This window comes from Leucobacter sp. USCH14 (assembly GCF_037619215.1).
In the GTDB taxonomy this organism is placed as follows: Bacteria; Actinomycetota; Actinomycetes; order Actinomycetales; family Microbacteriaceae; genus Leucobacter.
Map to the genome: position 1 here is coordinate 37,067 of NZ_JAQPZP010000008.1, position 26,952 is coordinate 64,018.

Below are 26,952 nucleotides of genomic sequence, written 5' to 3' on the forward strand. Positions count from 1 at the left end.
GCACCGCGTCGTCCGCACGGCGCTCCTCACGCTAGCGGATCCGGTCCCTCACGTCGTCGAGCACGAGCGCCTGCAGTACGTCGGGCAGCGTGCGCACATCGAGCACCGTCCGCCCCTGCGGCGCATACCGTGATTCCAGGTCTCCCGGCCCGATGCCGACGCCGTGCACCTCGACCCCGGCGTGTCGGAGGCGACGCAGCGCGTGCTCTGCAGCGACAGGGTCGTCCGATCCGCCGTCGCTCACGAGGATCACGATGCGCCGTCGCTCCACTCCGACGTCGGCCCCCGCCGGCCCGTGCTGCCCTGCCGTCGATTCGACCCCGCTCACACCGAGCTGTGCTGCGGCCGCGCGCAGTGCGGCGCCGTCGTTCGTCGAACCTCGCGGAGCTCGAATCGCGCCGTGGACGGCGCGACGCACGGAATCGTCGAGACCGCTGGAGAGAGGCTTGACGAGTTCCACTGCCGAGTCGAAGACGATGAGGGCAGTGCGAATGTCGAGGTCGAGTGACGACCCGGTCGCCCGCTCGGCCGCGTCGATATCGCGGGCGACCCCGGCGAGCGCCTCGGTCATGATGAGCATCGTGTCCGCCGCTGCTTCCGCTGCTGCACCCTGCATCGACGCCGAGCGGTCGACGAGCAGCACGTAGTCGGTGCTCCCGGAGCGGCGCGTGCGGCGCATCTTCAGGGCGCGCTCGCGGAAGGCCCGAGGGCGCGGCACGCCGGCGAGCGACTCCGCGACCGCTTCGGCGAGGGACTCGGCCGCGAGGTCGTCACCCTCGGAGCGGGGTCGTGCGCTCGCCACTCGACGGGGCGCTGTCCGGTCCGTGATCACACGCTCCCAGACCGCGCGCATCCGCTCAATCGCATCGGCCAGTTCGGCGGCGCGCCTGCGGTATTCAGCGAGTTCCGTGTCGGCGACTCCACCCGAAGCGCCTCCGCTCGAACCCTGGATCCTGCGCGGCGGGTCGGAGGAGTCGGGTTGGGGTGATTCATCGTTCGCCCGCTCGGGCATGCGGCCGCGGAAGTCCGAGAGTCCACCGCCGGGCATGGGAGTCGCCAGCACTCGGTCCATGAACCCGGCTTGTTCCGCAGCGAAGAGGTCGGCGCCTTCGGCAGTCTCGCGCCCATCACCCGCTCGTACCCGGTCGTCGTCGGCTTCCCCGCTCGCCTCGGCCTCATCCGGCGCCTGGGGATCCTCGTCCGCGCCCTGATCGTTTCCATCACGTCCGTCAGCGTCCGCATCCGCGCCGTTCGGGTGCTCTGCGCGCGATGACATCTCCGTCTGCGGAGCTGCGTCATCGCTCGCCGATCCACCTCCGCCCAGACCTCCGTCGAGCCCGCGGTCGAGAGCATCACGCGCCGCGAGCCGGTCGTACACGTCGAGGAGCCAGGCGACCGCGCGCTCGAAACGGTGCACTGCACTCCGGTTCGCATCGGGTGCCATCACCCGACGGAATAGGCCGAGGCCCACGTCCGAAGCGCTCGGGCCGAGCAACTCCCGCCATGCCGACTGCACATCGGGAACGGCCCCGATCGCGATGCCGTCTGCGTCAGAGGCTCCCGCGATACCGGCGCGCAGCACGACCGCGACCCACTGGAGTCGGCGGGGCCACGCGGTGACGTCATCCGGAACACTGCGGCGCATCGCTGCCGCCAGCGGCGTCCGCAGACCCGGCATCGCGGCGAGCAGTTCGAATACCGACTGCACACGATGGACCGCCTCGAACAGCGGTGCCGCATCGGGCCGCACCCGCTCGAACGAGTTGCGCCGCCGTGTGCGAGCCGGCTCGACCGCTGCGTTACGCGGCCCCTCCCAGAGGTGCAGCAGCGCGAGTGCAACGGCCTCCGCATCCGAGTGACCGCGAGCGCCGTACCAGCCGAGCCCCACCCGCAGCTCGGCATCGGTGAGCTCCCAAGTATCGTCATCGGTCACCCGGACCGATATGCCGATGATCGCTCCGGCAGCTTCGAGACGCGCACGCAGCTGCGCCCGACTCGAGTCCCGGTTCTCCGCCATTCCCTCACCCTATCCGGGCCCGCTCAGCCACACGCCCTGCGTGATAGCGTGACGCCATGCTCCCCGTCGATTCAGTACCCGTACTCGGAGAGGCCGTCTCGCTGCGCGCGGAACTGCGTCGGATTCGGCGGGCGATCGCCCTCGACGGTGATGCCTCGAGGGCTGAGCACGAACGCGACCTCGTCGACGTCTCGCGACGTCTCGATGCCCTCGCCGAAGATCCTGCGAACCGGGGTGTGCTCGAGGCGGCGCTCGACGCACGCGCCGCCTCGCTGCGCGTAGCGGTCTCTGCGCGACGCGCAGCGAAAGTCTCGGAATCGGAGCGCTCCGCCGCCGGGACGATCGTGTCGCGGGCGGTGCAGAGCGGCCGGCCGCTGACCGCGTCGGAATCAGATCGCGTGCGCGAACTGCGGGCGCGTCGACCCGATGAGACATGGATGTCGTCCATCGACACGGTCGAGCGCCGAGATGCCGTGCTCGAAGCGCTCGGTACTCTGCGCATCCGCGAAGCGCGTCAGCAGCTGCGCGACGGCCTGTTGCAGACCGCGCAGATGCGCGGCATCATCCGCGAAGCCGTGCCCGCACTTCGCCAGGGGGATCCCGTGCTGCTCGTCGGCGAGACGGGCGGGGCCAAGACCGCGCTCGCCGAGCACCTGGCTCGCGCCGGCCTCGGGCGAGAACCGGAGCTCGTCTCGGGCTACGGCGATATCATGAGCGCACAAGTCATCGGCACCCACGAGCTGCGGGCGGAGGCGGGAGCGACGGTGAGCGTATTCACCCCCGGTCCGCTGCTGCGCGCGATGCACGAAGGACGACCGGTGATCCTCGACGAGGTGAATGCGATGCCTCCGGAGTTCTTGAAGCGCCTCAACCGCATCCTGCAGTTGCGCCCGGGCGACTCGCTGAACGTGCAGGAGAACGCAGGGCGTCCCGTGACCATCGCACCGGGCTTCGCGATTCTGGCCACCGCGAACGAGCAGACGCCGCACCGCTACCGCGGGCTCGACCGATTGAGCGCCGAGCTGGTGAACCGCTTCGGGGCGAACGCGTACCGAGTGCACTACCCCGACACCGGGTGCGACTACGCGGCGTTCCCCGCTGAGAACGGGCTCCTGGCGGTCGCAGCGGTGACCGACCGACACGGTGCGCTCCCCGATCACCTCCCGCCGGACGCGCTGATCCGGGCCGCGCGAGCAGCGTTCATCAGTCAGCAGGTGTTCGCCGGTGAGCACGGTGCCGGCTTCGCCGACTACGTCAGCTCGGAACGCGAGATCGACGGGCGCCCGGGGCTCGAAGAGTCGGTCATCGCACCGCGCACGCTCGTCGCGATTCTGCGCAAGGTCGCTGGGAGTGCCGGTGAGATCGACCTCGATCGCGCATTCACCCGCTTCGTCGAAGGCATCATGCACCGCGAGGATCGGCGCGTGCTCGCGCTCATTCTCGAGGGCCAGGGCTTCCGGATCGCCTGAGTCTCGTCCACGCCGAAGGCCTCCGGGGAGCACCGCGCACGATTGCGCGCCTGCTCGCCCGGAGGCCGCTCAACCGGTCGACCTGGTCAGGTCGTTCGCAGCCTTACCGCGATCCCGCGCCTTTCAGGCGCCGCACGTGCCAACGAGCGGCGAAGACCAGCGCGCCGAGCACGGCCAGCGCCGCACCCATGCCGAGGAACGGGGCGATCTCGGACCCCGTCGTCGCCAGGCCGCCCGGTGTCTTCCCCGACGGCTCGGACGGCTTGGGGGTTGCCGAAGCCGGTGCAGGCTTCGCGGTGTCCGTATTCGGATCCGACGGCAGTGCGACCGGTGTGGTGGTCGTCGCCGAGCACTCGGACTCCACGACGCAGAACTCCCCGGGAACCGCGGCCGCGTTCACCAGGCTCAGGTCCCCCGCACCCGTGACCTCGACCGAATAGGTGAACGAAGCGGACGCTCCGACGGCGAGCGGGCCGCTCCACGTCAGCTTCGGCTCCGCGTACGCGATCTCACCTGTCTCCGATGCAGCATCGTTGTTGTAGGTCGCGTCATCGAGAACCGCGGTGAGATCGTCATGAGCGACCGCGGGCTCCGCTTCGGTGAACGCCACGCCTCCGGTGTTCTTCACCGTCACCGTGTACTCGACGCGGTCTCCGGGCACTGCAACGCCGGAGAACGAGGAGGTCTTCTCGATGCCGAGCGCGGGGATGCCGTGCACCGTGCAGTCCGCGCGTTCGCCTGAGGCGGGAGCGCAGGTCGAGGTCTCATCGCCCGGGTCTCCGAGGAAGTTCGCCAACGCCATGTCTCCGAGCTTCCCGGCCGGCTTCACCTTGACGGAATAGGCGACTTCGGCCTTCTGACCCGGCGCGAGCGAGCCCTCGATTGTGAAGCGCCCGTCCGTGATCGGCGATACCGTCAGACTCTCAGTGCTCGAGACCGGTGCCGAGACCACCTCGGCGTCGTCGAGTACGGCGCTCAAGTTGTCCTCTCGAAGCACTTCCACGGGTGCCGTACCCGTGCCCTCGAAGTGGAGCACGTAGTCGATCGTGTCTCCCGGGCGCACGGCCGACCCGCTGGCGGGTGTGCTCTCCTTCCAGTCCTCGAACGCGCCCAATCCCCGAATGCTCGCGCTCGCGCACGGCGAAGCCGGATCGGCGGCGAAATCGTCGAGGCAGACGGTGTTCACGAGGTGATAGTCGCCGGTCGCGTTCGGTGCCGCGGTCACGGAGTAGGTCACCGTCGCGGTCTCCCCCGCAGCGAGCGGACCCGACCAGGTCAGCTCGTGTCCTTCAAACGCGACTGAACCGGCGCTCGCCGATGCATCCTCGTTGTACGTCGCGTCGTCGAGCACGCCGGACATGTCGTCCGTGAACGAGCAGGGCCGCTCATCGGTGCAGTCGCCGGGGCCGTTGTTGGTCACGTCGATCGTGTACTCAACGGCTCCCCCGGCAGCGGGGAGTTCGGTCATGTTCGCCGACTTCTCGATCACGAGTTCAGGATCGAGTGGGGTCGCCGTGTTCGTCACGGTGCAATCGACCACGCTGCCGGGAAGCAGCGTTCCGGATTCGAGCACGAGCGAGGTCGCTCCATCGGCGGGTGCCAGCTCAGCGTCCGTCTCGCCGTCGACCGAGCACTGCCACGTCGGCCGGTAGCCGCTGAGGTCTGTCGCACCGTCGCCGGATTCCGCGAGCTCGACGCGAGTGTTGGCGAGCACGACGACGTCGCCCGTGGTCGCCGAGTCTTCACTGCCTGTAGAGGCCGACGCAAGCGCATTCCCGTTGCTCTGCGCCGCCACCGTGAACGAGTCCTCGGGAGCGACGCGGGAATCGACCTGCTTCGTGAGGCGCACCTTCGACGTCATGAGTCCGAATGCCACGGCCTGACGCGAGACGACCGATTCACCGAGCCGCTGCGTGAAGAAGGACGGGTCCGTGGCAGCCACCACCGTCGCGAGCGTCGCGCCGTTGGCGCCCCACGTCCCATCGCAGAGCACCTGAGTCGTTCCCTCGCCGACCATGGGATCGGGGCAACCGCCGGGGTTGCCCGCGCTCGTCTTCGGGCCTCGATCGATCACGTCGATCGGAGCATCGGAGCTCCAGGTGATCGTTTCGCCTCCGCTGAGTTGCGGGCCGTCCGTGACCTCGGCATCGGCGCCGACCACGGCGTAGCCGGTCACGACGTTGCCCGCCGGATCCTTGACCTCGATGTCTCGCAGGCTGAGGTAATTCACACCACGTACTCCGTCGCCGTCCGTCATCAGCGCGGGCTTGCCGGGAATGTCGTTGTACGTGCCCCCGCCGAGGGCTCCGCCGGTCGGCCCGCCGAGCGTCGGCACTTCGGCCGCGACGATGTCGCGATGCGTGTACACGACGTCCTCGGTGGGTTCCTCCGCGGTGTCCTTGATGTTGAAGGAGGCGGTGTACCCGCCATCAAGGGTGACGCTCATGTCCTGCCCGGCGGGTGACTTCGCAAGCGCGTCGTCGTAGCCGCTCATGTCGAGCCAGAAGATGGTGTCGGCGTGCTTCCCGCTCGACGCGTACCCTCCCCCGGCGGCTTCTCCGGCCGCGCTGGCCCCGTCCGGGGCGAACCCCACGAGCGACGTCCCGGCGATCGCAGCGCCGACGAGGAGTGCTCCCGCGGCTCTGCCCGGCCGACGAAGCCAGTGTTCCCTATTCGTGTGCATCATCTATCCTCTGAACCGCTATCTGACTCGTCGCAGGGCAGAACGATCTGCACGCTGCGCAACGACCAACTTCTCATCGGAATCGAGAGGGAAGCGATCGATTCGAGTGAAAGCAGTAGTGCAGGATCAGTTTTTACGCACATCGCCGCACCCGGCCGCATGCGGGAGGACGTTCGAACGCGAACGGGTGCGCTCAGTGCGCCGCTGTTAGTTGGCGATCTCCTGATAGGCGAACTGCAGCATGGACTCGTCGACGCCCGCGAGCACGCGCGGCTTGCCGATCTCGTCGAGCACGATGAACCGCAGCATGCCCGCACGCGCCTTCTTGTCGCGCTGCATCGTCGCGAGCAGTCCGGGCCAGCGCCCCGCCGGGTATGCGAGCGGGAGGGTGAGCGAGGCGAGGATCCGGCGGTGCCGCTCCACGGCTGCATCGGAGAGCGCGCCGGCGAGCCGGCCGAGCTCCGCCGCGTACATCATACCGATCGAGATCGCCACGCCGTGCCGCCACTGGTAGCGCTCGGCGTGCTCGATCGCGTGCCCGAGGGTGTGCCCGTAGTTCAGGATCTCGCGCAGGCCGCCCTCGCGGAAGTCCTCCGAGACGACCCGGGCTTTGACACCCACGGCGAGCTCCACCGCGCGCTGGAATTCCGGCGTGGTCGGGTCGGTCGCGCGATCCACATCGCGTTCGAGGATCTCGAGGATCTCGGGTTCGGCGATGAAGCCGCACTTCGCGACTTCGGCGAAGCCCGCGAGGATCTCGTTGCGCGGCAGCGTCTCCAGCAGGTCGAGGTCGCAGATCACCGCCGCCGGAGCGTAGAAGCTGCCGACGAGGTTCTTGCCCTCCGACGTGTTGATCCCGGTCTTTCCGCCGACCGAGGCGTCGACCATGCCGAGCACCGTCGTCGGGATCTGCACGAGTCGCACACCGCGGAGCCAGGTCGCCGCGACGAATCCGGCCAGGTCGGTGACCGCGCCGCCTCCGAGCCCGATCACGGCATCGGTGCGGGTGAAATCCGCCTGCCCGAGGATCTGCCAGCAGAACGCCGCGACCTCGACGCGCTTCGCAGACTCCGCGTCGGGAACCTCGGCGAGCAGCACCTGCGTGTAGCGCTCCTGCAGCTGTTCTCGCAGATCGTTCGCGAACTTGCCGACCGTCGGAGTGTGCACGATCAGCACTTTGGAGACGCGCTCTCCGAGCGCCTCGGGCACGCGATCGAGCACGCCGCGACCGATCGTGACGGTGTACGACGTCTCTCCGGTGATCGCGATCTCGGTCGCCGTCTCAGTCATGACTGCTCCTTCTCGCCACGGCGGGCGGTGCGCTGATGGCGTCCGCCGCCCCGGGCCCACTGGGCGACGCGACGGACGAGTTGTTCTTGGGTCGCTCGATCGGTGCGATAGGTCACGCTCGCGACGGCCTCGTAGAGCGGGCGGCGCTCCTGCAGGATGCGCCCCCACGCCTCCGGGTCGTCTCGCAGCAACGGCCGACGCGCGAGATTGGCGGTGCGCAGCACCGCTTCCTGGGTGGTCATGAGCAGCACGACCGGATGTTGTGCGAGCAGCTCCCGGGTGGATTCGGTCAGCACGGCGCCTCCGCCGAGTGCGACGATGCGGCACCCCTCGACCGCGAGCTCCTCCTTGATGACCTCAGCCTCGACCCGTCGGAACTCGGCCTCGCCGTGCGTGGCGAAGAACTCGGTGATCACCCCGTGGCGGCGTACGATCACGGCGTCGGTGTCGACGAATGGCACGCCGAGCTCGCGCGCGACGCGCTTTCCGAGACTCGTCTTGCCTGCCGCCATCGGACCGACGAAGACGATCGCCCGATCGGGAAGGCTTCCGCCCGAGCGACGGCGCCGGCGTCTGCGCTTGGACCTTGCCGGTTTCACCGCCTTGGCGGGTTTCTCCGCGTCAGCACTCGCACCGGGCGGAATCACCTGCAGCGGGCTGGTCGGGGGCGACGGTTTCGGCTTCGGCATCGGCGGGCCCGCGTCGCGAGCCACTCTGCGTCCACCGGTCATCGTGCGAGCCGCCTCACGATTCGATGACGGTCGACAGTCGCTCCGGAATGGCGGCAACATATGCTTCGAGGTTGCGACGAGTCTCTGCGACACTGTCGCCGCCGAACTTCTCGGTCACGGCATCGGCCAGCACCAGCGCGGTCATCGCCTCGGCGACGACCCCCGCAGCGGGCACCGCTGAGACGTCGCTGCGCTGATGGTGCGCCTTCGACTCCTCGCCCGTCGACACGTCGATGGTCGGCAACGCGTGCGGAACCGTCGCAATGGGCTTCATTCCGGCGCGCACTCGGAGCACCTGGCCCGTCGTCATACCGCCCTCGATGCCGCCGGCGCGAGACGTCTCTCGGGCGATCCGTCCGTCTTCGAGGTGCAGCTCGTCATGAGCCGCGGATCCCCGTCGTCGTGTGGTCTCGAAGCCGTCGCCGACCTCGACGCCCTTGATCGCCTGAATTCCCATGAGCGCTCCGGCCAGACGCGAATCGAGCCTGCGATCCCAGTGCACGTAGGATCCGAGCCCCGGGGGCAGTCCGTAGGCGAGCACCTCGACGATGCCGCCGAGTGTGTCCCCCGACTTCTTCGTGTCGTCGACCTCCGCGACCATGCGCTCGCTCGTCGCGGCGTCGAAGCAGCGCAGCGGATCCGCGTCCAGCGCAGCGACGTCCTCCGGTCGAGGCAGCGCAGCACCCGGAGGCACCGCGACGTCACCCATCGAGATGGTGTGACTGACGAGACGGATTCCGAGTTCCGCGAGGAATGCACGAGCCACGGCGCCGAGTGCCACGCGGGCCGCCGTCTCGCGCGCGCTCGCCCGTTCGAGCACCGGGCGCGCCTCGTCGAAGCCGTACTTCTGCATGCCGGTGAGATCAGCGTGGCCCGGTCGGGGACGCGTCAGCGGGGCGCCGCGGCCGCGCGATTTCTCGGACAGCTCCGTCGCCTCGGGCGACATCACCTCGGTCCACTTCGGCCATTCCGTGTTGCCGATGCGAATGGCGACGGGACCGCCGATCGAGACGCCCTGCACCACGCCTCCGGAGAGGTTGAGCTCGTCCTGCTCGAACTTCATTCGCGAGCCGCGGCCGTAGCCGAGTTTGCGACGCGCGAGATCAGCGCGGATCTCATCGAGCGATACCGGGACGCCAGCAGGCAGCCCTTCGAGGACGGCGATCAGTTCGGGGCCGTGAGATTCTCCGGCGGTCAGCCAACGCAGCATACCCGCTATCCTCCCACACCCGGCCGCCCGAGTCAGACCGCGCCGCGCATCGCGAGGCGCACAGCCTCCTCATCATCGAGCGGGCACGTCGGATCGCCATGGGTGAAGATGCGCACCTGCACGATCGCCTGTTCGACCAGCATCTCCGTACCGGGGTGCACGTCCCTCCCGCCCGCACGCCACCGCGCCGAGAGCGGGGAGGGCCAGGGGTCGTAGGCGACGTCGAAGAGCGGAGCCTCGAAGACCACCTCGGGGAGCGCGACCTCGGCGGATGCCGGGCCGGGCAGCGCCGAGACCACCAGCGACGGCGCAATCGGCCCGACCTCAGCGCTGATCCCTGCGCCACCGTAGACGACCTCCATCGATCGCCCGTGCTGGGCATCACTCGTGTTCGCGAACCGGGCGGCGAGTGCTCGGCCGGCGTCGGCGTTGCGCGCGAGGATCGTCACTCGCTCGGCACCCAGCTGCCGCACGGCGAGGATCGCGGATACCGCAGTCGCGCCGGAGCCGAGCACGACGGTGCGCCGGGCGTCGAGGCCGACACCCGCGACCGCCGCTGCGAGGCCCGGCACATCGGTGTTGGCGCCGAACCACCCGTCGTCGCGACGCAGCAGCGTGTTCACCACCCCGCTCTCGGCGGCCACCGGGTCGAGCACGCGCGCGATCCGATGAGCCTCGTTCTTGAGCGGCATGGTCACCGAGAACCCGCGCCAGTCGTCATCTCTGCTCGCGAGGAAACTCGCGAGCCCCGCTTCGCCGCAGCGCACCGACGAGTATCGCCAGTCGAGCCCGAGCGCCCGGTACGCCGCCGCGTGAATGCGGGGCGACCGGGAATGCTCGATCGGAGAGCCGAGTACGGCGAGACGCTGGGGCACCTAGCAGCCCTGACCCGGATTCGCGGCGCACCACTCGCGCAACTGACCGGTCGCTGCGTCATGCTCCTCGGGCGTCGTGGAGAAGACCGACTCCCCCGTTTCCAGGTTCACCGCGACGAAATAGATCCAGTCACCGGCCTCGGGGCTCAGCACCGCCGAGATCGCGTCGCGACCGGGGTTCGCGATCGGTCCCTGGGGCAGACCCTTGTGCACGTAGGTATTCCACGGGTTGTCATCGGCGAGCGCCTCGTCGGTCGACCATACGCTCCCCTCCGCGTGCTGTCCGTAGCCGTACTGCGCCGTCGAGTCCATCTGCAGCAGCATGTCCTGCGCCAGCCGGTTCTCGATCACGCGCGCGACCTTTGCGAAGTCCTCGATGCGGCCGCCCTCCCGCTGCACGATGGACGCCTTGGTGAGCACCTCTTCGCGCGACTCCGCGGGAACTCCCATCTCGTCGAGCACCTGGATCTGCGTGTCCACGAGCTTGGCGATCGCCTGGGCGCCGGTCGTCTCCTCCTCGAACTCGTACGTCGCCGGGAACAGCCAGCCCTCCAGGCTGTCGACCCCCTCGGGAAGCCCGTACGCCCTCACATCTGCGGCGGCCGCCTGCAGTTCCTCGAGCGGGATGTCCGCGCCCGCGGAGACCAGCTCGAGCGTCTGCTCGACCGTGTTGCCCTCCGGAATGATCGCGGTGAACGCCATCCGGTTCTCCGGGTTCTGCAGCGCGTCGAGCGCCGCCTGGGCGCTCATCTGCGACTTGACTCGGTATGAGCCGGGCAGGAAGGCGACCTCTTCGGGCTGCTCGAGCAGGAGGCTGTAGAAGGCGTCGGAGGTCTTCACCACGTCCGCCTCCTCGAGCGAATCCGCGATGTCCTGGCCGATCTCGCCCTCGGTGATCACCACGACCACCTCGCCGGTGCCCTCTCCCTCGTAATCGTTCGAGGTCCATCCGAAGGCCTGCGAGAGGCCTTCGCCGTAGTGCGACCAGAGGTATGCTCCGGCACCGGCCAAGCCTCCGAGCAGCAGCACGGTCACGAGCAACGAGATGAGGATCCGTCGGCCCGTGCGTCGTCTGTCTTCACGCGTGCGTGCATTCATTCCGTGGCCTCCCCGGTCCCGGTCGGTGTCGCATCAGCTGCGTATCCCGGTGCTGCGCCGCTGGATCGTTCGATATCGAGGGCGTGCTGGAGGATCACCACCGCAGCCGCCTGGTCGATGATCGTTCTGCTCTGCTTCGTCCGTTTGCCGGCCGCCCGGAGCTGGCCCTGCGCCGAAACCGTGGACAGGCGCTCGTCGACGAGTCTCACCGATACGCCTGTCCGGGCGAGGTGCGCGGCAAGACGGTGCGCGAACTGCTCCGCGTTCTCGGTCGAGAGCGTGCGCTCCCCCCGGAGGTTGAGCGGCAGCCCGACCACCGCTTCGAACGCCTCGTGCTCAGCCGCGATCTCGGCGATCCGCATCATGTCGGCGCGCCCGTCCGCAGCACGCGGAACCGTCTCGACGGGCGTCGCCAGCATCCCGTGCGGATCACTGCGAGCGACGCCGATGCGGGCCTTCCCCACATCGACGCCGAGCCGAATGCCGCTTCGCACGGTCAGCCGCCGAGCGTGCGACGGATCTCTGCGAGCGCCGCATCGATCTGCGCCGCATCGGTTCCGCCGCCCTGCGCCAGGTCGTCCTTGCCGCCCCCGCCGCCGCCGAGAACGCGGGCTCCGGTGCGCACTAGCGCGCCGGCTCGAGCCCCGGCCTCGCGACCCGCAGCAGTCGTCGCCGCGATGACGACCGGCTTGCCTCCGGCTTCGCCCGCCAGCACCACCACGCCCGGCTGCGAGCCGAGCTGCTCGCGGAGCGTCAGCGCGAGCGCGCGAATGTCGTCGGCGGACCCGACGGCTCCGAGCGAGGCGAGCACGGCCCGCACCCCACCGAGCTGCTCCGCGCTCTCAAGCAGCTGCGGCACGCGCTCGCGCAGCTTCTCGGCCTCCAATGCGGCGATCTTCTTCTCGGCCGCGCGCAACTGCGCGCCGAGATCCTGCACCTTGGTCACCAGCTCGGCGCGCGGCACCTTGAGTCCGCCCGTGAGCTGCTGCACGATCGCGCGCTCGGCGGCGAAGTTGCGGAACGCCTCGATCCCGACCAGTGATTCCACGCGGCGATTGGTCGAACCCACCGAGCTCTCGGAGATCAGGTTGATCATCCCGATCTCCGCCGAGCTCGTGACGTGCGTGCCCGCGCAGAGCTCACGCGACCACGGGCCGCCGATGTCGACGACGCGCACGCGATCGCCGTACTTCTCGCCGAAGAGCGCCATGGCGCCCAGCGCTTTCGCCTCGTCGAGCGGCATCTCGCGCGTTACCACCTCGTAGTCCGAGCGGATTGCGAGGTTCGAGATCTCCTCGATCTCGCTCTTCGTCTCGCTCGAAAGCGCGTCGGTGTGCGAGAAGTCGAGTCGCAAGTACCCGGCCTTGTTGTAGGAGCCCGTCTGATGGGCGGTCTGACCGAGCACGTCGCGCAGGGCCGCGTGCACGATGTGGGTGCCCGAGTGCGCCTGAGTGGCGCCTCGACGGTAGTCCGCATCCACGCGCGTCTCGGCCCGCATATCCAGCCCGATCGTTCCGATCACCACGCGCACCGTGTGCACGATCAGACCGGCGACGGGCTTCTGCACGTCGAGCACCTCGGCTTCGAAGCCGTCGCCGATGATCACCCCCTGATCCGCGTCCTGCCCTCCGGATTCCGCGAACAGCGATGTCTCCGAGAGCACGAGTTCGGCGATGTCGCCCTCGTGCGCCTCCCGCACCGGCGCACCGTCGACCACGATGCCGAGCACGCGCCCCTCGTGGACGAGCTCGTCATAGCCCGTGAAGAGCGTCTCGCCCAGACCGCGCAGCTCCTTGTAGATGGAGAGGTCTGCGCGCTGGCCCTTCTTGGCCTTCGCGTCGGCCTTCGCCCGGTCGCGCTGCTCCTGCATCAGGGAGGTGAACACTTCGGCGTCGACGGGCACCCCGGCCTCTTCGGCGATCTCCAGCGTGAGTTCGATCGGGAAGCCGTGGGTGTCGTGCAGCAGGAACGCGGTATCGCCGGGCACCGCGGCGCCCGCCGACTTCGCGGAGCCGACCGCGGCGTCGAGAATCTGAATACCGGAGGCGAGCGTGCGCAGGAACGTCTTCTCCTCCGCGTACGCGGCGCGCGCGATGAACTCGAAGTCTTCGGCGACTGCGGGGTACGCGGCACTCATCGCGTCGCGGGAGACCGGGAAGAGCTCTGCGAAACTCGGCCCCTCCACTCCCAGCAGACGCATCGACAGCGTTACGCGACGCAGCAGACGGCGCAGGATGTACCCGCGTCCTTCGTTCGAAGGTGTGACCCCATCGGCGATGAGCATGAGCCCGCTGCGCACGTGATCCGCGATGACGCGCAGGCGCACGTCATCAGCGTGATCCTCGCCGTACGTCTTGCCCGCGATCTCCGCTGCGCGATCGAGCACCGGCCGCACCTGGTCGATCTCGTACATGTTCTGCACACCCTGCTTGATGAAGGCGACGCGCTCGAGGCCGAGACCCGTGTCGATGTTCTTCCGGGGCAGCTCGCCCAGAATCGTGAAGTCGGTCTTCGAGCGCACGTCGGCGACCTCGTACTGCATGAAGACCAGATTCCAGATCTCCACGTACCGGTCGTCGTCCGTCGCCGGCCCGCCGTCGACTCCGTGCTCCGGCCCCAGGTCGTAGAAGATCTCGGAGCACGGGCCCGCGGGGCCCGGCTGCCCGGTCGACCAGTAGTTCGTATCCTTGCCGAGTCGCTGAATCCGCTCGTCGGGGAGTGTCGAGTGCTCGCGCCAGAGCGCGATCGCCTCCTCGTCCTCCTCGTAGACGGTGACCCAGAGATCCTCCGGCTCGAACCCGAGACCGCCGTCGGCCTCGCTCGTCGTCAGCAGCTCCCAGGCGAAGCGGATGGCTCCCTCTTTGAAGTAGTCGCCGAAGGAGAAGTTTCCGCACATCTGGAAGAAGGTGCCGTGGCGGGGCGTCTTGCCGACCTCTTCGATGTCGTTGGTGCGGATGCACTTCTGCACGCTCGTCGCCCGGTCGAAGGGCGCCGGCACGAGACCGCTCAGGTAGGGCACGAAGGGCACCATGCCGGCGACCGTGAACATCAGGCTCGGGTCATCGCTGACGAGCGAGGCGGAAGGAACTACGGTGTGCCCCTTCTTCTCGAAGAAGTCGAGCCAACGGCGATGGATTTCGGCGGTCTTCATCCGGGGTCTTTCTCTGGGAATCGGTCGATTGCGTGCGGGCGGGCGAGGGTCAGCCGCGCTCGCGGATGGCGGCACTCAGCGCTGCAGCATCGGCCTCGGCTTCGTCATCGGCGTCGGCCTCCCGATAGCCCGACGCGAAGGCGCGCCCGAGCTCATCCATGCCGCGGTTCACGCGCGTGAAGAATCGCCGCCCCTCGGTCGTCTGGTTCACGAAGTGCGCTCCCACGAATCCCACCGCGACTCCGGTGATCAGCCAGAACAGCTTGCCCATATTTCGGTCCTCCCGTCGGCGTCGGAGCGCGACCGCACGGCCGCGCGTGCTCGAGCACTCGACAAGCTTAGCGGGTGACCCCTGTCGGGAAGCGCGGTCCGGGAACGGCGAACGGGGCGCCGGATTCGATCCGACGCCCCGTTCCATTCGCGAGTGCGAGTGCTCAGCGGCCCGAGTAGTACTCGACGACGAGCTGCACTTCGCAGGTCACGGGAACCTCGGCGCGCTTGGGGCGGCGCACCAGGCGAGCCTGGAGCTTGTCGAGCTCGACCTCGAGGTAGCCCGGAACGTTCGGGAGCACCTCGGCGTGACCGCCGGCCGCTGCGACCTGGAACGGCTCCATCGCCTCGGAGCGGGCCTTGACGTGGATGAGCTGACCCGGCTTCACGCGGAAGGAGGGGCGGTCGACGATCTTGCCGTCGACGAGGATGTGACGGTGCACGACCATCTGACGAGCCTGAGCCGTCGTGCGCGCGAAGCCCGCACGGAGCACGAGCGCGTCGAGGCGCATCTCGAGCAGCTCGACGAGGTTCTCACCAGTCAGACCGTCCTGGCGACGGGCTTCCTTGAACGCGATGGTGAGCTGCTTCTCGCGGATGCCGTACTGGGCGCGGAGACGCTGCTTCTCGCGCAGACGGACGGCGTAGTCGCTGTCGCTCTTGCGCTTGGTGCGGCCGTGCTGGCCGGGTCCGTAGGGGCGCTTCTCGAGGTAGCGCGCCGCCTTCGGCGTCAGTGCGATGCCGAGCGAGCGCGACAGGCGGGTCTGGGAACGGGTACGCGACGTAGTCGACACGTGGGTCCTTTCGAGTTTCTGAATGATGACAGCGCGATCAGGTGTTCGGATCGCGCAGGTTCTCTCGGCCAGGCTGCGCCCGCATCAACCAGTGATGCACGCGACGCAGCGAACCGTTGTTCGGTGAGGGAACGACCAGTGCAGAAACCCGGCTACAGGGCGACTGCCATCCGGCCCCCGCGTGCAGCCAGCGGCGGGGGTGGTGTTGGCCAGCGGCTAGCTTATCACTTTCCCGACCGGAACGCCTGCCGCGACGCTCCCGCGCCTCACGACGGTGCGTCGTTCGAGCCTCGGGTGATCCGCCGGATCTTCTCCAGCCGATCGGACACCTCGCGCTCATTGCCGTGCTGCGTCGGTTCGTAGTAGACGCGGTCGCGCAGTTCGTCTGGCAGGTACTGCTGCTGCGACACCCCTCGCGGGTCGCTGTGGGGATAGCGATAGCCCCTCCCGTGCCCCATCCGCTTCGCGCCCGGGTAATGCGCGTCGCGCAGATGCTTCGGCACCAGACCGAACCGTCCGGCTTTCACGTCGGCGATGGCCGCGTCGATGGCCGTGATCACCGCGTTCGATTTCGGAGCCGTCGCGATGTATATGGTCGCCTCCGCAAGCGGGATGCGCGCCTCCGGAAGTCCGATCAGTTGCGTCGCCTCGGCCGCGGCGACCGCGATCGGGAGCGCCTGCGGATCCGCCATGCCGACGTCCTCCGCCGCGTGCACCATGAGCCTGCGCGCGATGAATCGAGGATCCTCGCCCGCCTCGATCATGCGTGCAAGGTAGTGAATCGCCGCGTCGGGGTCCGATCCCCGCATCGACTTGATGAACGCGCTGATCACGTCGTAATGCTGGTCGCCGTTCTTGTCGTACCGCAGCAGCGCGCGGTCGATCGATACGGCGACCGTCTCCCCGGTCACCACCGGAGCCGCATCATCGGCGGCGCTCGCGACGGCCGAGGCAGCTGCGGCTTCGAGCCCGGTGAGCGCGCGTCGCGCATCACCCGAGGCGACCTGGACGAGCGCCTCGAAGGCCTCGTCGGTCACTTCGACCCCGCCGGCGAGCCCACGCGGGTCGTCGACCGCACGCTCGAGCAGACTCCTGAGGTCGGGATCGGCCAGCGGCTCGAGCGTCAGCAGGAGCGAGCGCGAGAGCAGGGGGCTGATCACCGAGAACGAAGGATTCTCGGTGGTCGCCGCCACGAGGGTGACCCATCCGTTCTCGACGCCCGGCAGCAGCGCGTCCTGCTGCGCCTTCGTGAATCGATGGATCTCGTCGAGGAAGAGCACCGTCGCGATGTCGTAGAGGTCGCGATCGTTCAGCGCCCGCTCCATCACGGTGCGCACGTCTTTGATGCCTGCCGTCACTGCGGAGAGCTCGACGAAGCGTCGCCCGCTCGAATGCGCGATCGCCTGAGCGAGGGTCGTCTTCCCCGTTCCCGGCGGCCCCCAGAGGATCACGGAGACCGCTCCCCCGCCACCCGCCGCGTCTGAGGCGAGGGTGCGCAACGGCGAGCCCGGTTTCAGCAAGTGCTGCTGCCCGACGACCTCGTCGAGCGATCGCGGGCGCATGCGCACCGCGAGCGGTGCCGTCTGCGCGGGCACTGGTCTCGAATCCACGCCTCCATCGTATCGACCGAGCACCCCGAGACCTCGGCCCTGCACTGTGGCATAGTGGTGGTGACTATTCCGTCCGGTCGGTGCGCCGACCCCACTACACGACAGGTGAGCACAATCGTGAGCGAAGCGAGCAACGAGACGTCCTGGGGGCGAGTCGACGAGGACCGCACCGTCTATGTGCGCGAGGGCGATGCAGAACGTGTCGTCGGGTCGTTCCCCGACGGAACTCCTGAAGAGGCGCTCGCCTACTTCACGCGCAAGTTCGCCGACCTCGAGGGTCAGGTCACCCTGCTCGAAGCACGCATCGCCCGCGGCACGGCCGATGCGTCGGCGGCCGATACCGTGGCGAAGCTTCGCGAGCAGCTCGTCGAACCCGCAGCCGTCGGCGATGTCGCATCGCTGCGCGAGCGCGTGGACAAGCTCGGCTCCAAGACGGCAGAGCTGAGCGAGAAGCAGAACGCGGAGCGCGAGGCCGCTCGTTCGGAAGCCGTCGCGAAGCGCGAGGCGATTGCCGCCGAGGCGGAGCGGCTCGCCGCGCAGCCGGCCGCCTCCATCCGCTGGAAGGACACGAGTCAGGCGTTCGAGCAGCTCTTCACCGACTGGCAGACCGCTCAGCGCACGGGCCCGCAGATTCCGAAGTCTCAGGCGGACGCGCTGTGGAAGCGATTCCGCTCGGCTCGGCAGTCGTTCGACTCCGCACGCCGCGCGCACTTCGCGCAGATGGACGCGACGAACAAGGACGTCAAGCAGCGCAAGGAGCGCATCATCGCGTCTGCCGAGGCCCTCGCGCCCCGCGGCGTCGAGGGCATCCCCGCGTATCGCGCCCTCCTCGACGACTGGAAGGCCGCCGGCCGCGCGAGCCGCAAGCTCGACGACCAGCTGTGGGCACGGTTCAAAGCCGCCGGCGACGTGCTCTACGAGGCGAAGGCCGCGGAAGCGGCTCAGACGAACGAGGAGTACGCGGAGAACCTGACCGCGAAGCAGGCACTGCTCGATGAAGCAGCTCCCATTCTCGAGGTGCAGGATCACGCGACAGCTCGCAAGCAGCTCACCGCGATCCAGTTGCGCTGGGACGAGCTCGGACGCGTGCCCCGCGAGGCTCTGCGTGAGATCGAGGGGCGTCTGCGCAAGATCGAGGACCACGTGAAGCAGCTGGAGGACGAGCACTGGAGCAAGACGAATCCCGAGACGAAGGCGCGCAGCGAGGGCCTTCGCGGGCAGCTCGAGGCATCGATCGCGGACCTCACCTCCGAACTCGAGGCAGCTCGAGCCGCGGGTGACGACCGCAAGGCGAAGGACGCCGAGGAGAAGCTCGCCACCCAGCAATCGTGGCTCGCCGCCATCGGCGACTGACGATCGCTCACCGCGCGGCGAGCGCGCGAACCACGCGAGTTCTCCACAGAGCGCTCGCGAAACGCAGCGGGCGGATCAGCATTCCTCCACGATGGGAGTATGCCCGGCCCGCAGTTCCACGTATTCGACGACTCCACTGACCTCGGTTCCAGCGAGTTCGCGCCCACTGACCTCGGTTCTCCCGTCCTCGGTTCTCGCGATCTCGCTTCACCCGTGCACGACTGGCTACCGCACGGGCCGCGGCGTCGCCCCCGCCTGGACGTTCCCCGCACCCATGAGTGGGCGCAAGCGGTCCGTTCCGTAGAACGGATGCGGGGCTCGCTCGTTCGATGCGGGCCAGGCCTTCGGCCCGTCGCCTGGCCCGAGACTCCGCGCGTGCGGCTCTCCGCGCTCGCCCCGTGGCTGGGCGAGCAGTACGTAGCGATCGGCATGACGGCCGCCTGGGTCTGGGGCGTGGGGCGCGAACCGGGTGACCCGCTGCAGTGCTCGACGATCGGACGGAAGCGCCCGCCGTTGCGCGCCTCGGCCGAAGTGTCCGTGCACGAGCGCTCCCTCGCCGAGGAGGACTTCGTTCGCGTGGGGCGAGGATGCGTGACGACCCAGACGCGAACCCTGTGCGATCTCCTCAGGTCTCCGAGTCCGCTGACCGTCGCGATGCGCGTCGCGTGCCGCCTGCTGCTGCTGCGGCACTCCGGCGGCAGATCCGAAGTGCAGTCGGCCCTCGACGCAGGCGCGCGCCGCTACCGGCGGATTGCGACGGCGCGCTTGAGTGCACTGTGACGTCCGGCCACGAGCGCGGCGTCGTGCGCACCGACTGTCCGGAGACCAAGTGCTCAGTTCGTGATGCGGTAGACGTCGTACACCCCGTCGATCCGTCTTACGGCGTTCAACACGTGCTCGAGGTGCGTCGCGTTCGCCATCTCGAAGACGAACTTGCTGATCGCCAGACGAGAGCTCGAGGTGTTTACCGACGCGGAGAGAATGTTGACGTGGTGCTCCGACAGGGTCCGCGTCACATCCGAGAGCAGACCCGCGCGGTCCAACGCCTCCACCTGAATCTGCACCAGGAAGACGCTCTTCGACGTAGGGGCCCACTGCACGCCGACGACGCGATCCTCCTGCGCACGCAGCGACATGAAGTTGTGGCAGTCGACGCGGTGCACGGAGACACCCTGCCCCTTAGTGACGTACCCGAGAATCTCATCACCCGGCACCGGCGTGCAGCATTTCGCGAGCTTCGCCAGCACGTCGGATGCGCCGGCGACCACCACTCCGCTCGAGTCCGTCGTCTTCGGTGTGCGCGGAGCCTCGATGATGGGCAGCGTGGCGAGCGCCGGTTCGGTCGAGGTCTGCTCGTCGAACACGAGCGCCGTCACCTTCTCGACGACCGACTGCGCGGAGACGTGCCCCTCGCCCACCGCCGCATAGAGCGCGGTGACGTCGAGATAGCGCAGTTGCAGCGCGATCTGCTGCAGCGCCGAGGAGTTCATCACCCGATGCAGCGGGAGCCCCTGCTTGCGCAGCGCCTTCGTGATCTCGACCTTGCCGGTCTCCGCGGCCTCCTCGCGCCGCTCCTTCGTGAACCACTGCCGGATCTTGTTCTGGGCCCGCTTGCTCTGCACGAAGGAGAGCCAGTCCTGATTCGGCCCCGCGTTCGGATCCTTCGACGTGAACACCTCGACGACGTCGCCGTTCTGGAGCGCGGTCTCCAGCGGCACCAGGCGGCCGTTCACGCGGGCGCCCATCGTGCGGTGCCCGACCTCCGTGTGCACGGCATAGGCGAAATCGACAGTGGTTCCGCCGTCGGGCAAGCCGATCACGCGACCCTTCGGCGTGAAGACGTACACCTCTTTGGCGCCGATCTCGTAGCGGAGCGCATCGAGGAACTCGCTCGGATCCTCCGTCTCCGCCTGCCAGTCGGAGATGTGGGCGAGCCAGGCCATGTCGTTGGACGACTGGCCCTGGTTCTGCTGCCGCTGCTTGTACTTCCAATGCGCCGCGACGCCGTACTCGGCCCGTTGGTGCATCTCAACCGTGCGGATCTGGATCTCGACCGCGCGGCCATCGGGTCCGATGACCGTCGTGTGGAGCGACTGGTACAGATTGAACTTCGGGGTGGCGATGTAGTCCTTGAAGCGACCCGGGATCGGCGTCCACCGCGCGTGCACCGCCCCGAGCACGGCATAGCAATCGCGTATGGAGTTCACCAGAACGCGGATTCCGACGAGGTCGTAGATGTCGTCGAACTCCCGACCGCGCACGATCATCTTCTGATAGATCGAGTAGAGCTCTTTGGGGCGCCCTGTGACCTCGCCGCGAATCTTCGACTCGCGAAGATCCCCCTCGATGGAGCCGATCACCCTGCCGACGAGCTCGTCGCGCTGCGGGTTCCGCTGCTCCACGAGGTTCTGAATCTCGGCGTAAAGCTTCGGCTTGAGCACCGCGAACGACAGATCCTCGAGCTCCGTCTTCATGGACTGGATACCGAGGCGGTGCGCGAGCGGCGCGTAGATCTCGATCGTCTCCTGCGCTTTGCGCTTCGCGGAGTCGCCCGATACGAAGCCCCACGTGCGCGCGTTGTGCAGACGGTCGGCGAGCTTGATCACCAGCACGCGAATATCCTTCGACATCGCGACGACCATCTTCCGCACGGTCTCGGCCTGCGCGGAATCGCCGTATTTCACCTTGTCGAGCTTGGTGACTCCGTCGACGAGCATGGCGATCTCATCGCCGAACTCCTGCGTCAGCTGTTCGAGGGTGTACTCCGTGTCTTCGACCGTGTCGTGCAGCAGGGCGGCCGCGATCACGTTCGGAGCGATTCCGAGATCGGCCAGGATCTGCGCCACCGCGATGGGGTGAGTGATGTAGGGCTCTCCACTGCGGCGCTTCTGCCCGCGGTGAGCCCGCTCCGCCACGGCATACGCACGCTCGATGACGGTCAGATCGGCACGCGGGTGATTGCCGCGCACGGTGCGGATCAGCTGATCGACTGCGCCCGGAGCGCTTCCGCGGGAGAAGATACGCGGCACCAGGCGCCGAAGCGCAGTCGTTCCGCCGGTCGTCGTCGTATCTTGACTTGCCACGGATCACCTCCTCGAATGATTGAACGCTACACCCGGCGCGAGGCCCGGAGCAAAGCGAGTGGCATCGGCCCGGGAGACGAAGCGGGCCGGGGCTCGTCGGAGCGAGCGCACTGCGCTTCTCCCGACGTCCCCGGCCCGTTCATCCGCTCCTTCGATTCCTATCGTGCCGAAGCGGGGTCCGTCTCGCCGATGATCTCGGCCTCATCCGCATCGGACGAGGCGCCGTCGCGTTCACGGGTTCGCAAGACCTTGGCATCGCGCTTCCGAATGCCGGGCTCCCCCTCACGCAGGTGCGCGTAGGCGGGCGACGCGATGAAGATCGTGGAGTACGCTCCGACGAAGATGCCGATGAACAGCGCCAGCGAGATGTCACGCAGGGTTCCCGCTCCGAGCACGAAGGCCCCGATGAAGAGAATCGATGCCACCGGCAGCAGTGCGACGACGGAGGTGTTGATCGATCGCACCAGAGTCTGATTCACGCCCAGGTTCACCGACTCGGCGAACGTGCGCCGGTCGTTCAGCTCGCCCGGCGCCGTGTTCTCGCGGATCTTGTCGAAGACCACCACCGTGTCGTAGAGGGAGTATCCGAGAATCGTGAGGAACCCGATCATCGCCGCGGGGGTGATCTCGAAGCCCGAGATGCCGTAGATGCCGGCGGTGATCACGAGGTCGTGCAGCAGTGCGATGATCGCCGCCAACGACATCTTCCAGGTTCTGAAGTAGATGGCCATGACCAGAGCGGCGAACAGGATGAACACGATCAGCGCGATGATCGCCTGGCGCGTGATGTCCTGCCCCCACGCCGGGCCGATGTACGAGGTCGTCACCTCCTCGACCGGAACCCCGTAGCTGTCGCCGATCGCCTGGGCGACCTCCCGGTTCTCCGAATCGGAGAGCGCCTCGGTCTGGACCCGGATATCGGTCGGACCGACCTGGGACACGCGCGGAACGCTCGCCGGAAGCACCTCTTGCACGGCGGCTTCGGCAATCGCAGGATCGCGATCCTGACCCTCGGAGAGGTGCACCTGGAACTGGCTGCCCCCCGTGAACTCGATGCCGAAGGTGAACCCTCCGCGCAGCAGCGGGCCGGCGATCGAGATCACGATCAGCACGATCGAGATGAGATACCACGTCTTGCGACGACCGATGAAGTCGATCGACTTCTCACCGGTGTAGAGCGCGTTGCCGAACTCGGCGAATGAGCGAGCCATGGTCAGCTCTCCTTTCCGGCTGAAGCATCGGCCATGAGAGCCTTGCGTTCGGCGATGGTCTGGCGGCGTGCGGCCTCTTTCTGACTCCGCGCGTTCTTCTTCCCGCCCCGGGAGGCGACGACCGGCTCACGGAACTGCATACGGCCGCGGTACACCGCGCCCAGCTTCTGCGGGTCCAGACCCGAGAACGGATGTCCGCCCTGGTAGAAGCGGGTGCGTGCGAGCAGCGTCATGATCGGGTGCGTGAAGAAGGCGATCACGAGGACGTCGACGAGGGTCGTGAGGCCGAGCGTGAACGCGAAGCCCTTCACGTTGCCGACGGCGAGGATGAACAGGATCACCGCCGCGAGGAAGTTCACGCCGTCCGACGCCAGGACGGTGCGGAACGCCCGCTTCCAGCCGTGCTCCACCGCGCTTTCGATGGAGAAGCCGTCGCGAAGCGCATCGCGGATGCGCTCGAAGTAGACGATGAAGGAGTCCGCGGTGAAGCCGACCGCGACGATGATGCCTGCGACGCCCGCCAGCGAGAGACGATATCCCTGGCGCCAGGAAAAGAACGTCAACAGCAGGTACGTCAGCACACCGGCGATCACGAGCGAGGCGATGGTGAGCGAACCGAGCGCGCGGTATTGGAAGGCGGAGTACACGACGACCAGGAGCAGGCCGATGAGTCCCGCGAGCAGGCCCGCCGAGAGCTGGCTGGTACCGAGTGTCGCCGAGATGTCCTCCTGGCTCTGCACCGAGAAATCGATCGGCAGCGCGCCGAACTTCAGCTGGTCGGCCAGAGCCGCCGCCGATTCCTGCGTGAACTGCCCGCTGATCGAGGGCCGTCCGTCGAGGATCTGCGCCTGCATCGTCGGCGCCGACAGCACCCGACCGTCGAGCACGAAGGCGAACTGGTTCTGCGGTTCGGCAGCGCCGAAGAGGCGCGTGCTGATCTTCCCGAAGGTGTCCGTTCCCTCCTGGTTCATGGTGATCTGCACGACCCACTCGCCGGTCGACGCGCCGGTGGACGTCGTGCCGACCTGCGCGACCGCGTCGGTGATCACGGATCCGTCGAGTTCGACCGGCCCCAGAATGTACTTGGCCGCACCCGTGTCGTCGCAGGTGATGAGCGGTCGATCCGCCCGGGCGTTGCCCGCGTCGAGCGCCGCGTCGGAGTCGCAGGTGAATGCGTCGAACTTCTCCTGCAGCGCGGGAGTGATCCACGCCAGATCACCGGCGCTCTCCGGGATCGTCTCCGGGTCGAGGCTCTCGTCGTACGCTTCGGCCTCCGCTCCTTCAGCGGCTTCGCCCTCTTCCCCTGCCGCTTGGTCGGCAGCGGCATCCTCCGTCGTCGCATCCTCGGGAGTCGCTCCTTCAGCGGCGGCGTCATCCGAGGCCGTACCCGCCTCCGCGCCGTCCTCCGCCGTCGCCTGATCGACGTTCGCACCGATGCCGTAGGTCAGTACGGGCCGGAAGTCGAGATTCGCAGAAGCCTCGATGCGCTGCATCGTCGCCTCATCGGCCTTGCCCGGAATCGACACGGAGATGTGCTGATTGCCCTGAGTCGTGATCTCGGCCTCGGAGACGCCTGCGGCGTCGACGCGCTGACGAATGATCGACACGGCCTGCTGCAGCTGATCACCGGCGACCGCTTCGCCGCCGGTCTGCTCGGCCGCGAGCAGTACCTGGGTGCCGCCCTGCAGGTCGAGGGCGAGTTTCGGGGTCCACGTCGCGTTGCTGTTGAACACGCCGTAGGTGATCAGACCTGCGAGGCCGACGATGAAGACCAGAAGGAGAACGAGGGACCGTCGGGCCCTCCGAACGGCGGGTGATGACGCCAAGACTGACTGCTTTCTCTAAACGTGGACAGGGGTGGCCGCGGCCGTGCCGCGGCCACCGGCTCAGGCCTTCGGCGCCGAACTGTTCCCCTGCTCATCGACGTCGGAATCGTTCTCGCCGGTGCGACGCGGGTCGGCCTCGGGCGCAGCCGGCGCATCGTCGGCCGCTGCTCCGGCGGGCGCCGCATCGGTGGCGCCGAAACGCTGCCCGAAGGCGGGATCGTCATCGGGAGCGAGCTCCGAGCTCTCCTCCTTTGGCGCGGCGTCGACCGGTGCGACGACCTGCGCGACCGCATTGCGGTGCACGACGAAGGAGGAGGTCCCGCTGCGCAGGGTCACCTTGTTCTCCTCGTCGTCGACGGCGTCGATGGTGCCGAAGATGCCCGACTGGAGCATGACCTCCGCGCCCGGACGAAGGTTGTTCTGCAGCTCGGCCTGCGCGGCCTGCCGCTTCTTCCCGTTCCGGAACATGAAGAAGATCAACAGCGCGATCAGCGCGAACATCACAAGAGTGATCGGATCCAGAGGCACAACGGTCCTTTCGGCAGACGAACACATGCCCCTCCTGAGGCACAGATTGCATCAGTTTAACGGGTTGCCGCTGGGAACGCTCCCCTACTCTTCGCCGGATGCACCCGGCGGAACCGCACCCACGTGCTCCCAACCCAATCGCGTCGCGACGCGACCGCGCGGAGTGCGGGAGAGCAGGCCGGTCCGCACGAGGAACGGTTCGACCACCGCTTCGATCGTCTCCGCTTCCTCGCCCACAGAGACCGCGAGCGTCGAGAGCCCGACGGGCCCACCGTTGAACCGCTCGACCACAGCGCGCAGCACCTCGCGGTCGAGCCGGTCCAGCCCATGATCGTCGACATCGTAGAGGGCGAGCGCGGCCTGCACGGTGGAGGCGTCGCCGGGCAGGTCGTGCACGAGGCCGTAATCGCGCACCCGCCGCAGTAGACGGTTCGCGATACGCGGGGTGCCGCGCGAGCGTCGCGCGATCTCGTCCACGCCGCTCTCCGAGAGCACGAACTCGATGAGCCGGGACGCGCGGCTCACCACCTTCGAGAGCTCGTCGTCCGAGTAGAACTCGAGGTGGGCGGTGAAGCCGAAGCGGTCGCGCAGCGGATTGGGCAGCAGACCGGCGCGCGTCGTCGCACCCACGAGCGTGAAGGGCGAGAGCTCGAGCGGCACCGAGGTGGCGCCGGCGCCCTTGCCCACCATGATGTCGACCTTGAAGTCCTCCATCGCGAGGTACAGCATCTCTTCGGCGCTGCGGGCCATGCGGTGGATCTCGTCGATGAAGAGCACCTCGCCCGGTGTGAGCGCCGAAAGAACGGCCGCGAGATCGCCGGCGTGCTGAATCGCCGGCCCCGAGGTCTGATGCAGCGGTTTGTCGAGCTCCGCGGCGACGATCATCGACAGCGTCGTCTTCCCGAGCCCCGGCGGCCCGGCGAGCAAGATGTGATCGGGCGTGTGGCGGCGCATCGTCGCCGCGTCCAGCAGCAGCCCGAGTTGCCGACGCACCTTCGACTGGCCGACGAACTCGGCGAGACTGCCAGGTCTGAGCGCACCCTCGTAGCCCCGTTCAGACGCGGTCGCCTGCGCCGAGAGCTCTCCGCTCATCGGGCGCCTCGCGATCCTCGTGCTCCGCGGCCCGCCTGCAACAGGGCGAGGGCAGCGCGCAGCAAGCCCGCGCTGTCATCGGGAGCACCGGCATCACGAGCGTCTTGCACGGCCTGGCCCGCCTCGGCGTCGGCCCAGCCCAGACCGACGAGTCCCTCGAGCACGCCCTCAGCGATCGCATCGGACGGGGCTTGAACAACCGCGGCCGTCGCATCCGACTCGAGCGCGAGGTGCGCGAGTTTGCCGGCGAGCGACAGCGTGATGAGCTTGGCCGTCTTCGGGCCGATCCCCGACACTTTGCGGAACGGCTTCTCGTCGTCGAGCGCCACCGCCGCCGCGATCTCGGAGGGCGTGAGCGCCGACAGCACGCCCAGGGCGCTGCGCGGCCCCACGCCGGAGACGGCGATCAGATGCCCGAAGACGTCCAACTCCGCCTCCGACGAGAACCCGAAGAGCGTCAGTGAGTCCTCGCGCACCACGAGGGACGTGTGCAGCCGCAGCTCATCCCCCGCATTCGCCGGTGAGACGCGCCCGCTCGGCACCTCGACGCGCATCCCGAGGCCGCCGACCTCGACGACGACCCATCCGGCACCCGCAGCGAGCACGGGCCCGCGAATCGAAGCAATCACAGGTTCACCCTAGAAGACCTCGCAGCGATTCG

Annotated in this window: 21 protein-coding genes; 3 read left to right on the forward strand and 18 right to left on the reverse strand. The window is 68.2% G+C overall.

Annotation, left to right across the window (positions count from 1 at the left end; all coding sequences use genetic code 11):
- Positions 1–31: 31 nt before the first annotated feature.
- Complete coding sequence (locus tag PQI23_RS09375) at positions 32–2,017, reverse strand: vWA domain-containing protein (RefSeq protein WP_339973866.1); 1,986 nt, start codon at positions 2,015–2,017, stop codon at positions 32–34.
- 56 nt (positions 2,018–2,073) lie between these two features.
- On the opposite strand from PQI23_RS09375, the gene PQI23_RS09380 reads away from it, so the two are divergent.
- Positions 2,074–3,486 carry an AAA family ATPase gene (locus PQI23_RS09380; protein WP_339973868.1) on the forward strand — a complete coding sequence of 471 codons (1,413 nt, stop codon included), beginning with the start codon at positions 2,074–2,076 and terminating at the stop codon, positions 3,484–3,486.
- 103 nt (positions 3,487–3,589) lie between these two features.
- Here the strand turns inward: PQI23_RS09380 and PQI23_RS09385 are convergent, their stop codons facing one another.
- From PQI23_RS09385 to PQI23_RS09435, 11 genes are all read right to left on the reverse strand, one after another.
- Positions 3,590–6,172 (reverse strand): DUF7927 domain-containing protein, encoded by a 2,583-nt coding sequence (locus tag PQI23_RS09385; protein ID WP_339973870.1) that lies wholly within the window; start codon positions 6,170–6,172, stop codon positions 3,590–3,592.
- Positions 6,173–6,376: 204 nt separating this feature from the next.
- On the reverse strand, positions 6,377–7,459 hold the full coding sequence (gene aroB / locus PQI23_RS09390; protein WP_339973872.1) for a 3-dehydroquinate synthase: 1,083 nt from the start codon (positions 7,457–7,459) through the stop codon (positions 6,377–6,379).
- Positions 7,456–8,190 carry a shikimate kinase gene (locus tag PQI23_RS09395; RefSeq protein ID WP_339973874.1) on the reverse strand — a complete coding sequence of 245 codons (735 nt, stop codon included), beginning with the start codon at positions 8,188–8,190 and terminating at the stop codon, positions 7,456–7,458. Before PQI23_RS09395 ends, aroB begins: the two co-directional genes overlap by 4 nt.
- A 13-nt stretch (positions 8,191–8,203) precedes the next feature.
- The gene (gene aroC, locus PQI23_RS09400) at positions 8,204–9,400 is read right to left on the reverse strand and encodes a chorismate synthase (protein WP_339973876.1); all 1,197 of its coding nucleotides are present in this window, start codon (positions 9,398–9,400) and stop codon (positions 8,204–8,206) included.
- A gap of 32 nt (positions 9,401–9,432) precedes the next feature.
- Positions 9,433–10,275, reverse strand: a complete 843-nt coding sequence (locus PQI23_RS09405; RefSeq protein WP_339973877.1) for a shikimate dehydrogenase family protein — start codon at positions 10,273–10,275, stop codon at positions 9,433–9,435.
- The gene (gene mltG, locus PQI23_RS09410; RefSeq protein ID WP_339973879.1) at positions 10,276–11,373 is read right to left on the reverse strand and encodes an endolytic transglycosylase MltG; all 1,098 of its coding nucleotides are present in this window, start codon (positions 11,371–11,373) and stop codon (positions 10,276–10,278) included.
- Complete coding sequence (gene ruvX / locus PQI23_RS09415; RefSeq protein ID WP_339973881.1) at positions 11,370–11,867, reverse strand: Holliday junction resolvase RuvX; 498 nt, start codon at positions 11,865–11,867, stop codon at positions 11,370–11,372. Before ruvX ends, mltG begins: the two co-directional genes overlap by 4 nt.
- Before the next feature lie 2 nt (positions 11,868–11,869).
- Positions 11,870–14,524 carry an alanine--tRNA ligase gene (alaS, locus tag PQI23_RS09420; protein ID WP_339973883.1) on the reverse strand — a complete coding sequence of 885 codons (2,655 nt, stop codon included), beginning with the start codon at positions 14,522–14,524 and terminating at the stop codon, positions 11,870–11,872.
- 49 nt (positions 14,525–14,573) lie between these two features.
- Positions 14,574–14,795: a hypothetical protein gene (locus tag PQI23_RS09425; RefSeq protein ID WP_339973885.1), complete on the reverse strand. Its 222-nt coding sequence runs from the start codon at positions 14,793–14,795 to the stop codon at positions 14,574–14,576.
- Positions 14,796–14,958: 163 nt separating this feature from the next.
- Positions 14,959–15,588, reverse strand: a complete 630-nt coding sequence (rpsD, locus tag PQI23_RS09430) for a 30S ribosomal protein S4 (RefSeq protein WP_058593051.1) — start codon at positions 15,586–15,588, stop codon at positions 14,959–14,961.
- A gap of 266 nt (positions 15,589–15,854) precedes the next feature.
- Positions 15,855–17,150, reverse strand: coding sequence for a replication-associated recombination protein A (locus PQI23_RS09435; protein ID WP_339974063.1), 1,296 nt, complete (start codon positions 17,148–17,150; stop codon positions 15,855–15,857).
- Between the two features lie 165 nt (positions 17,151–17,315).
- Here PQI23_RS09435 and PQI23_RS09440 point away from each other — a divergent pair, with 165 nt between their 5' ends.
- Both PQI23_RS09440 and PQI23_RS09445 read left to right on the forward strand, forming a co-directional pair.
- A complete protein-coding gene (locus tag PQI23_RS09440) occupies positions 17,316–18,551 on the forward strand; it encodes a DUF349 domain-containing protein (RefSeq protein WP_339973889.1) in 1,236 nt (411 codons plus the stop codon).
- Between the two features lie 375 nt (positions 18,552–18,926).
- Positions 18,927–19,331 (forward strand): hypothetical protein, encoded by a 405-nt coding sequence (locus PQI23_RS09445; RefSeq protein ID WP_339973891.1) that lies wholly within the window; start codon positions 18,927–18,929, stop codon positions 19,329–19,331.
- A 53-nt stretch (positions 19,332–19,384) separates the two neighbouring features.
- On the opposite strand, the gene PQI23_RS09450 is transcribed toward PQI23_RS09445, so the two are convergent.
- The 6 genes from PQI23_RS09450 to ruvA form a co-directional block, all read right to left on the reverse strand.
- Positions 19,385–21,634, reverse strand: coding sequence for a RelA/SpoT family protein (locus PQI23_RS09450; RefSeq protein ID WP_339973893.1), 2,250 nt, complete (start codon positions 21,632–21,634; stop codon positions 19,385–19,387).
- Positions 21,635–21,792: 158 nt separating this feature from the next.
- On the reverse strand, positions 21,793–22,845 hold the full coding sequence (secF, locus tag PQI23_RS09455) for a protein translocase subunit SecF (RefSeq protein WP_339973895.1): 1,053 nt from the start codon (positions 22,843–22,845) through the stop codon (positions 21,793–21,795).
- 2 nt (positions 22,846–22,847) lie between these two features.
- On the reverse strand, positions 22,848–24,671 hold the full coding sequence (secD, locus tag PQI23_RS09460) for a protein translocase subunit SecD (protein WP_339973897.1): 1,824 nt from the start codon (positions 24,669–24,671) through the stop codon (positions 22,848–22,850).
- Positions 24,672–24,731: 60 nt separating this feature from the next.
- Positions 24,732–25,172, reverse strand: coding sequence for a preprotein translocase subunit YajC (yajC, locus tag PQI23_RS09465; RefSeq protein ID WP_339973899.1), 441 nt, complete (start codon positions 25,170–25,172; stop codon positions 24,732–24,734).
- A gap of 111 nt (positions 25,173–25,283) precedes the next feature.
- The gene (gene ruvB / locus PQI23_RS09470) at positions 25,284–26,291 is read right to left on the reverse strand and encodes a Holliday junction branch migration DNA helicase RuvB (RefSeq protein ID WP_339973901.1); all 1,008 of its coding nucleotides are present in this window, start codon (positions 26,289–26,291) and stop codon (positions 25,284–25,286) included.
- Positions 26,288–26,920 (reverse strand): Holliday junction branch migration protein RuvA, encoded by a 633-nt coding sequence (gene ruvA / locus PQI23_RS09475; RefSeq protein WP_339973903.1) that lies wholly within the window; start codon positions 26,918–26,920, stop codon positions 26,288–26,290. Before ruvA ends, ruvB begins: the two co-directional genes overlap by 4 nt.
- Between the last annotated feature and the right edge of the window lie 32 nt (positions 26,921–26,952).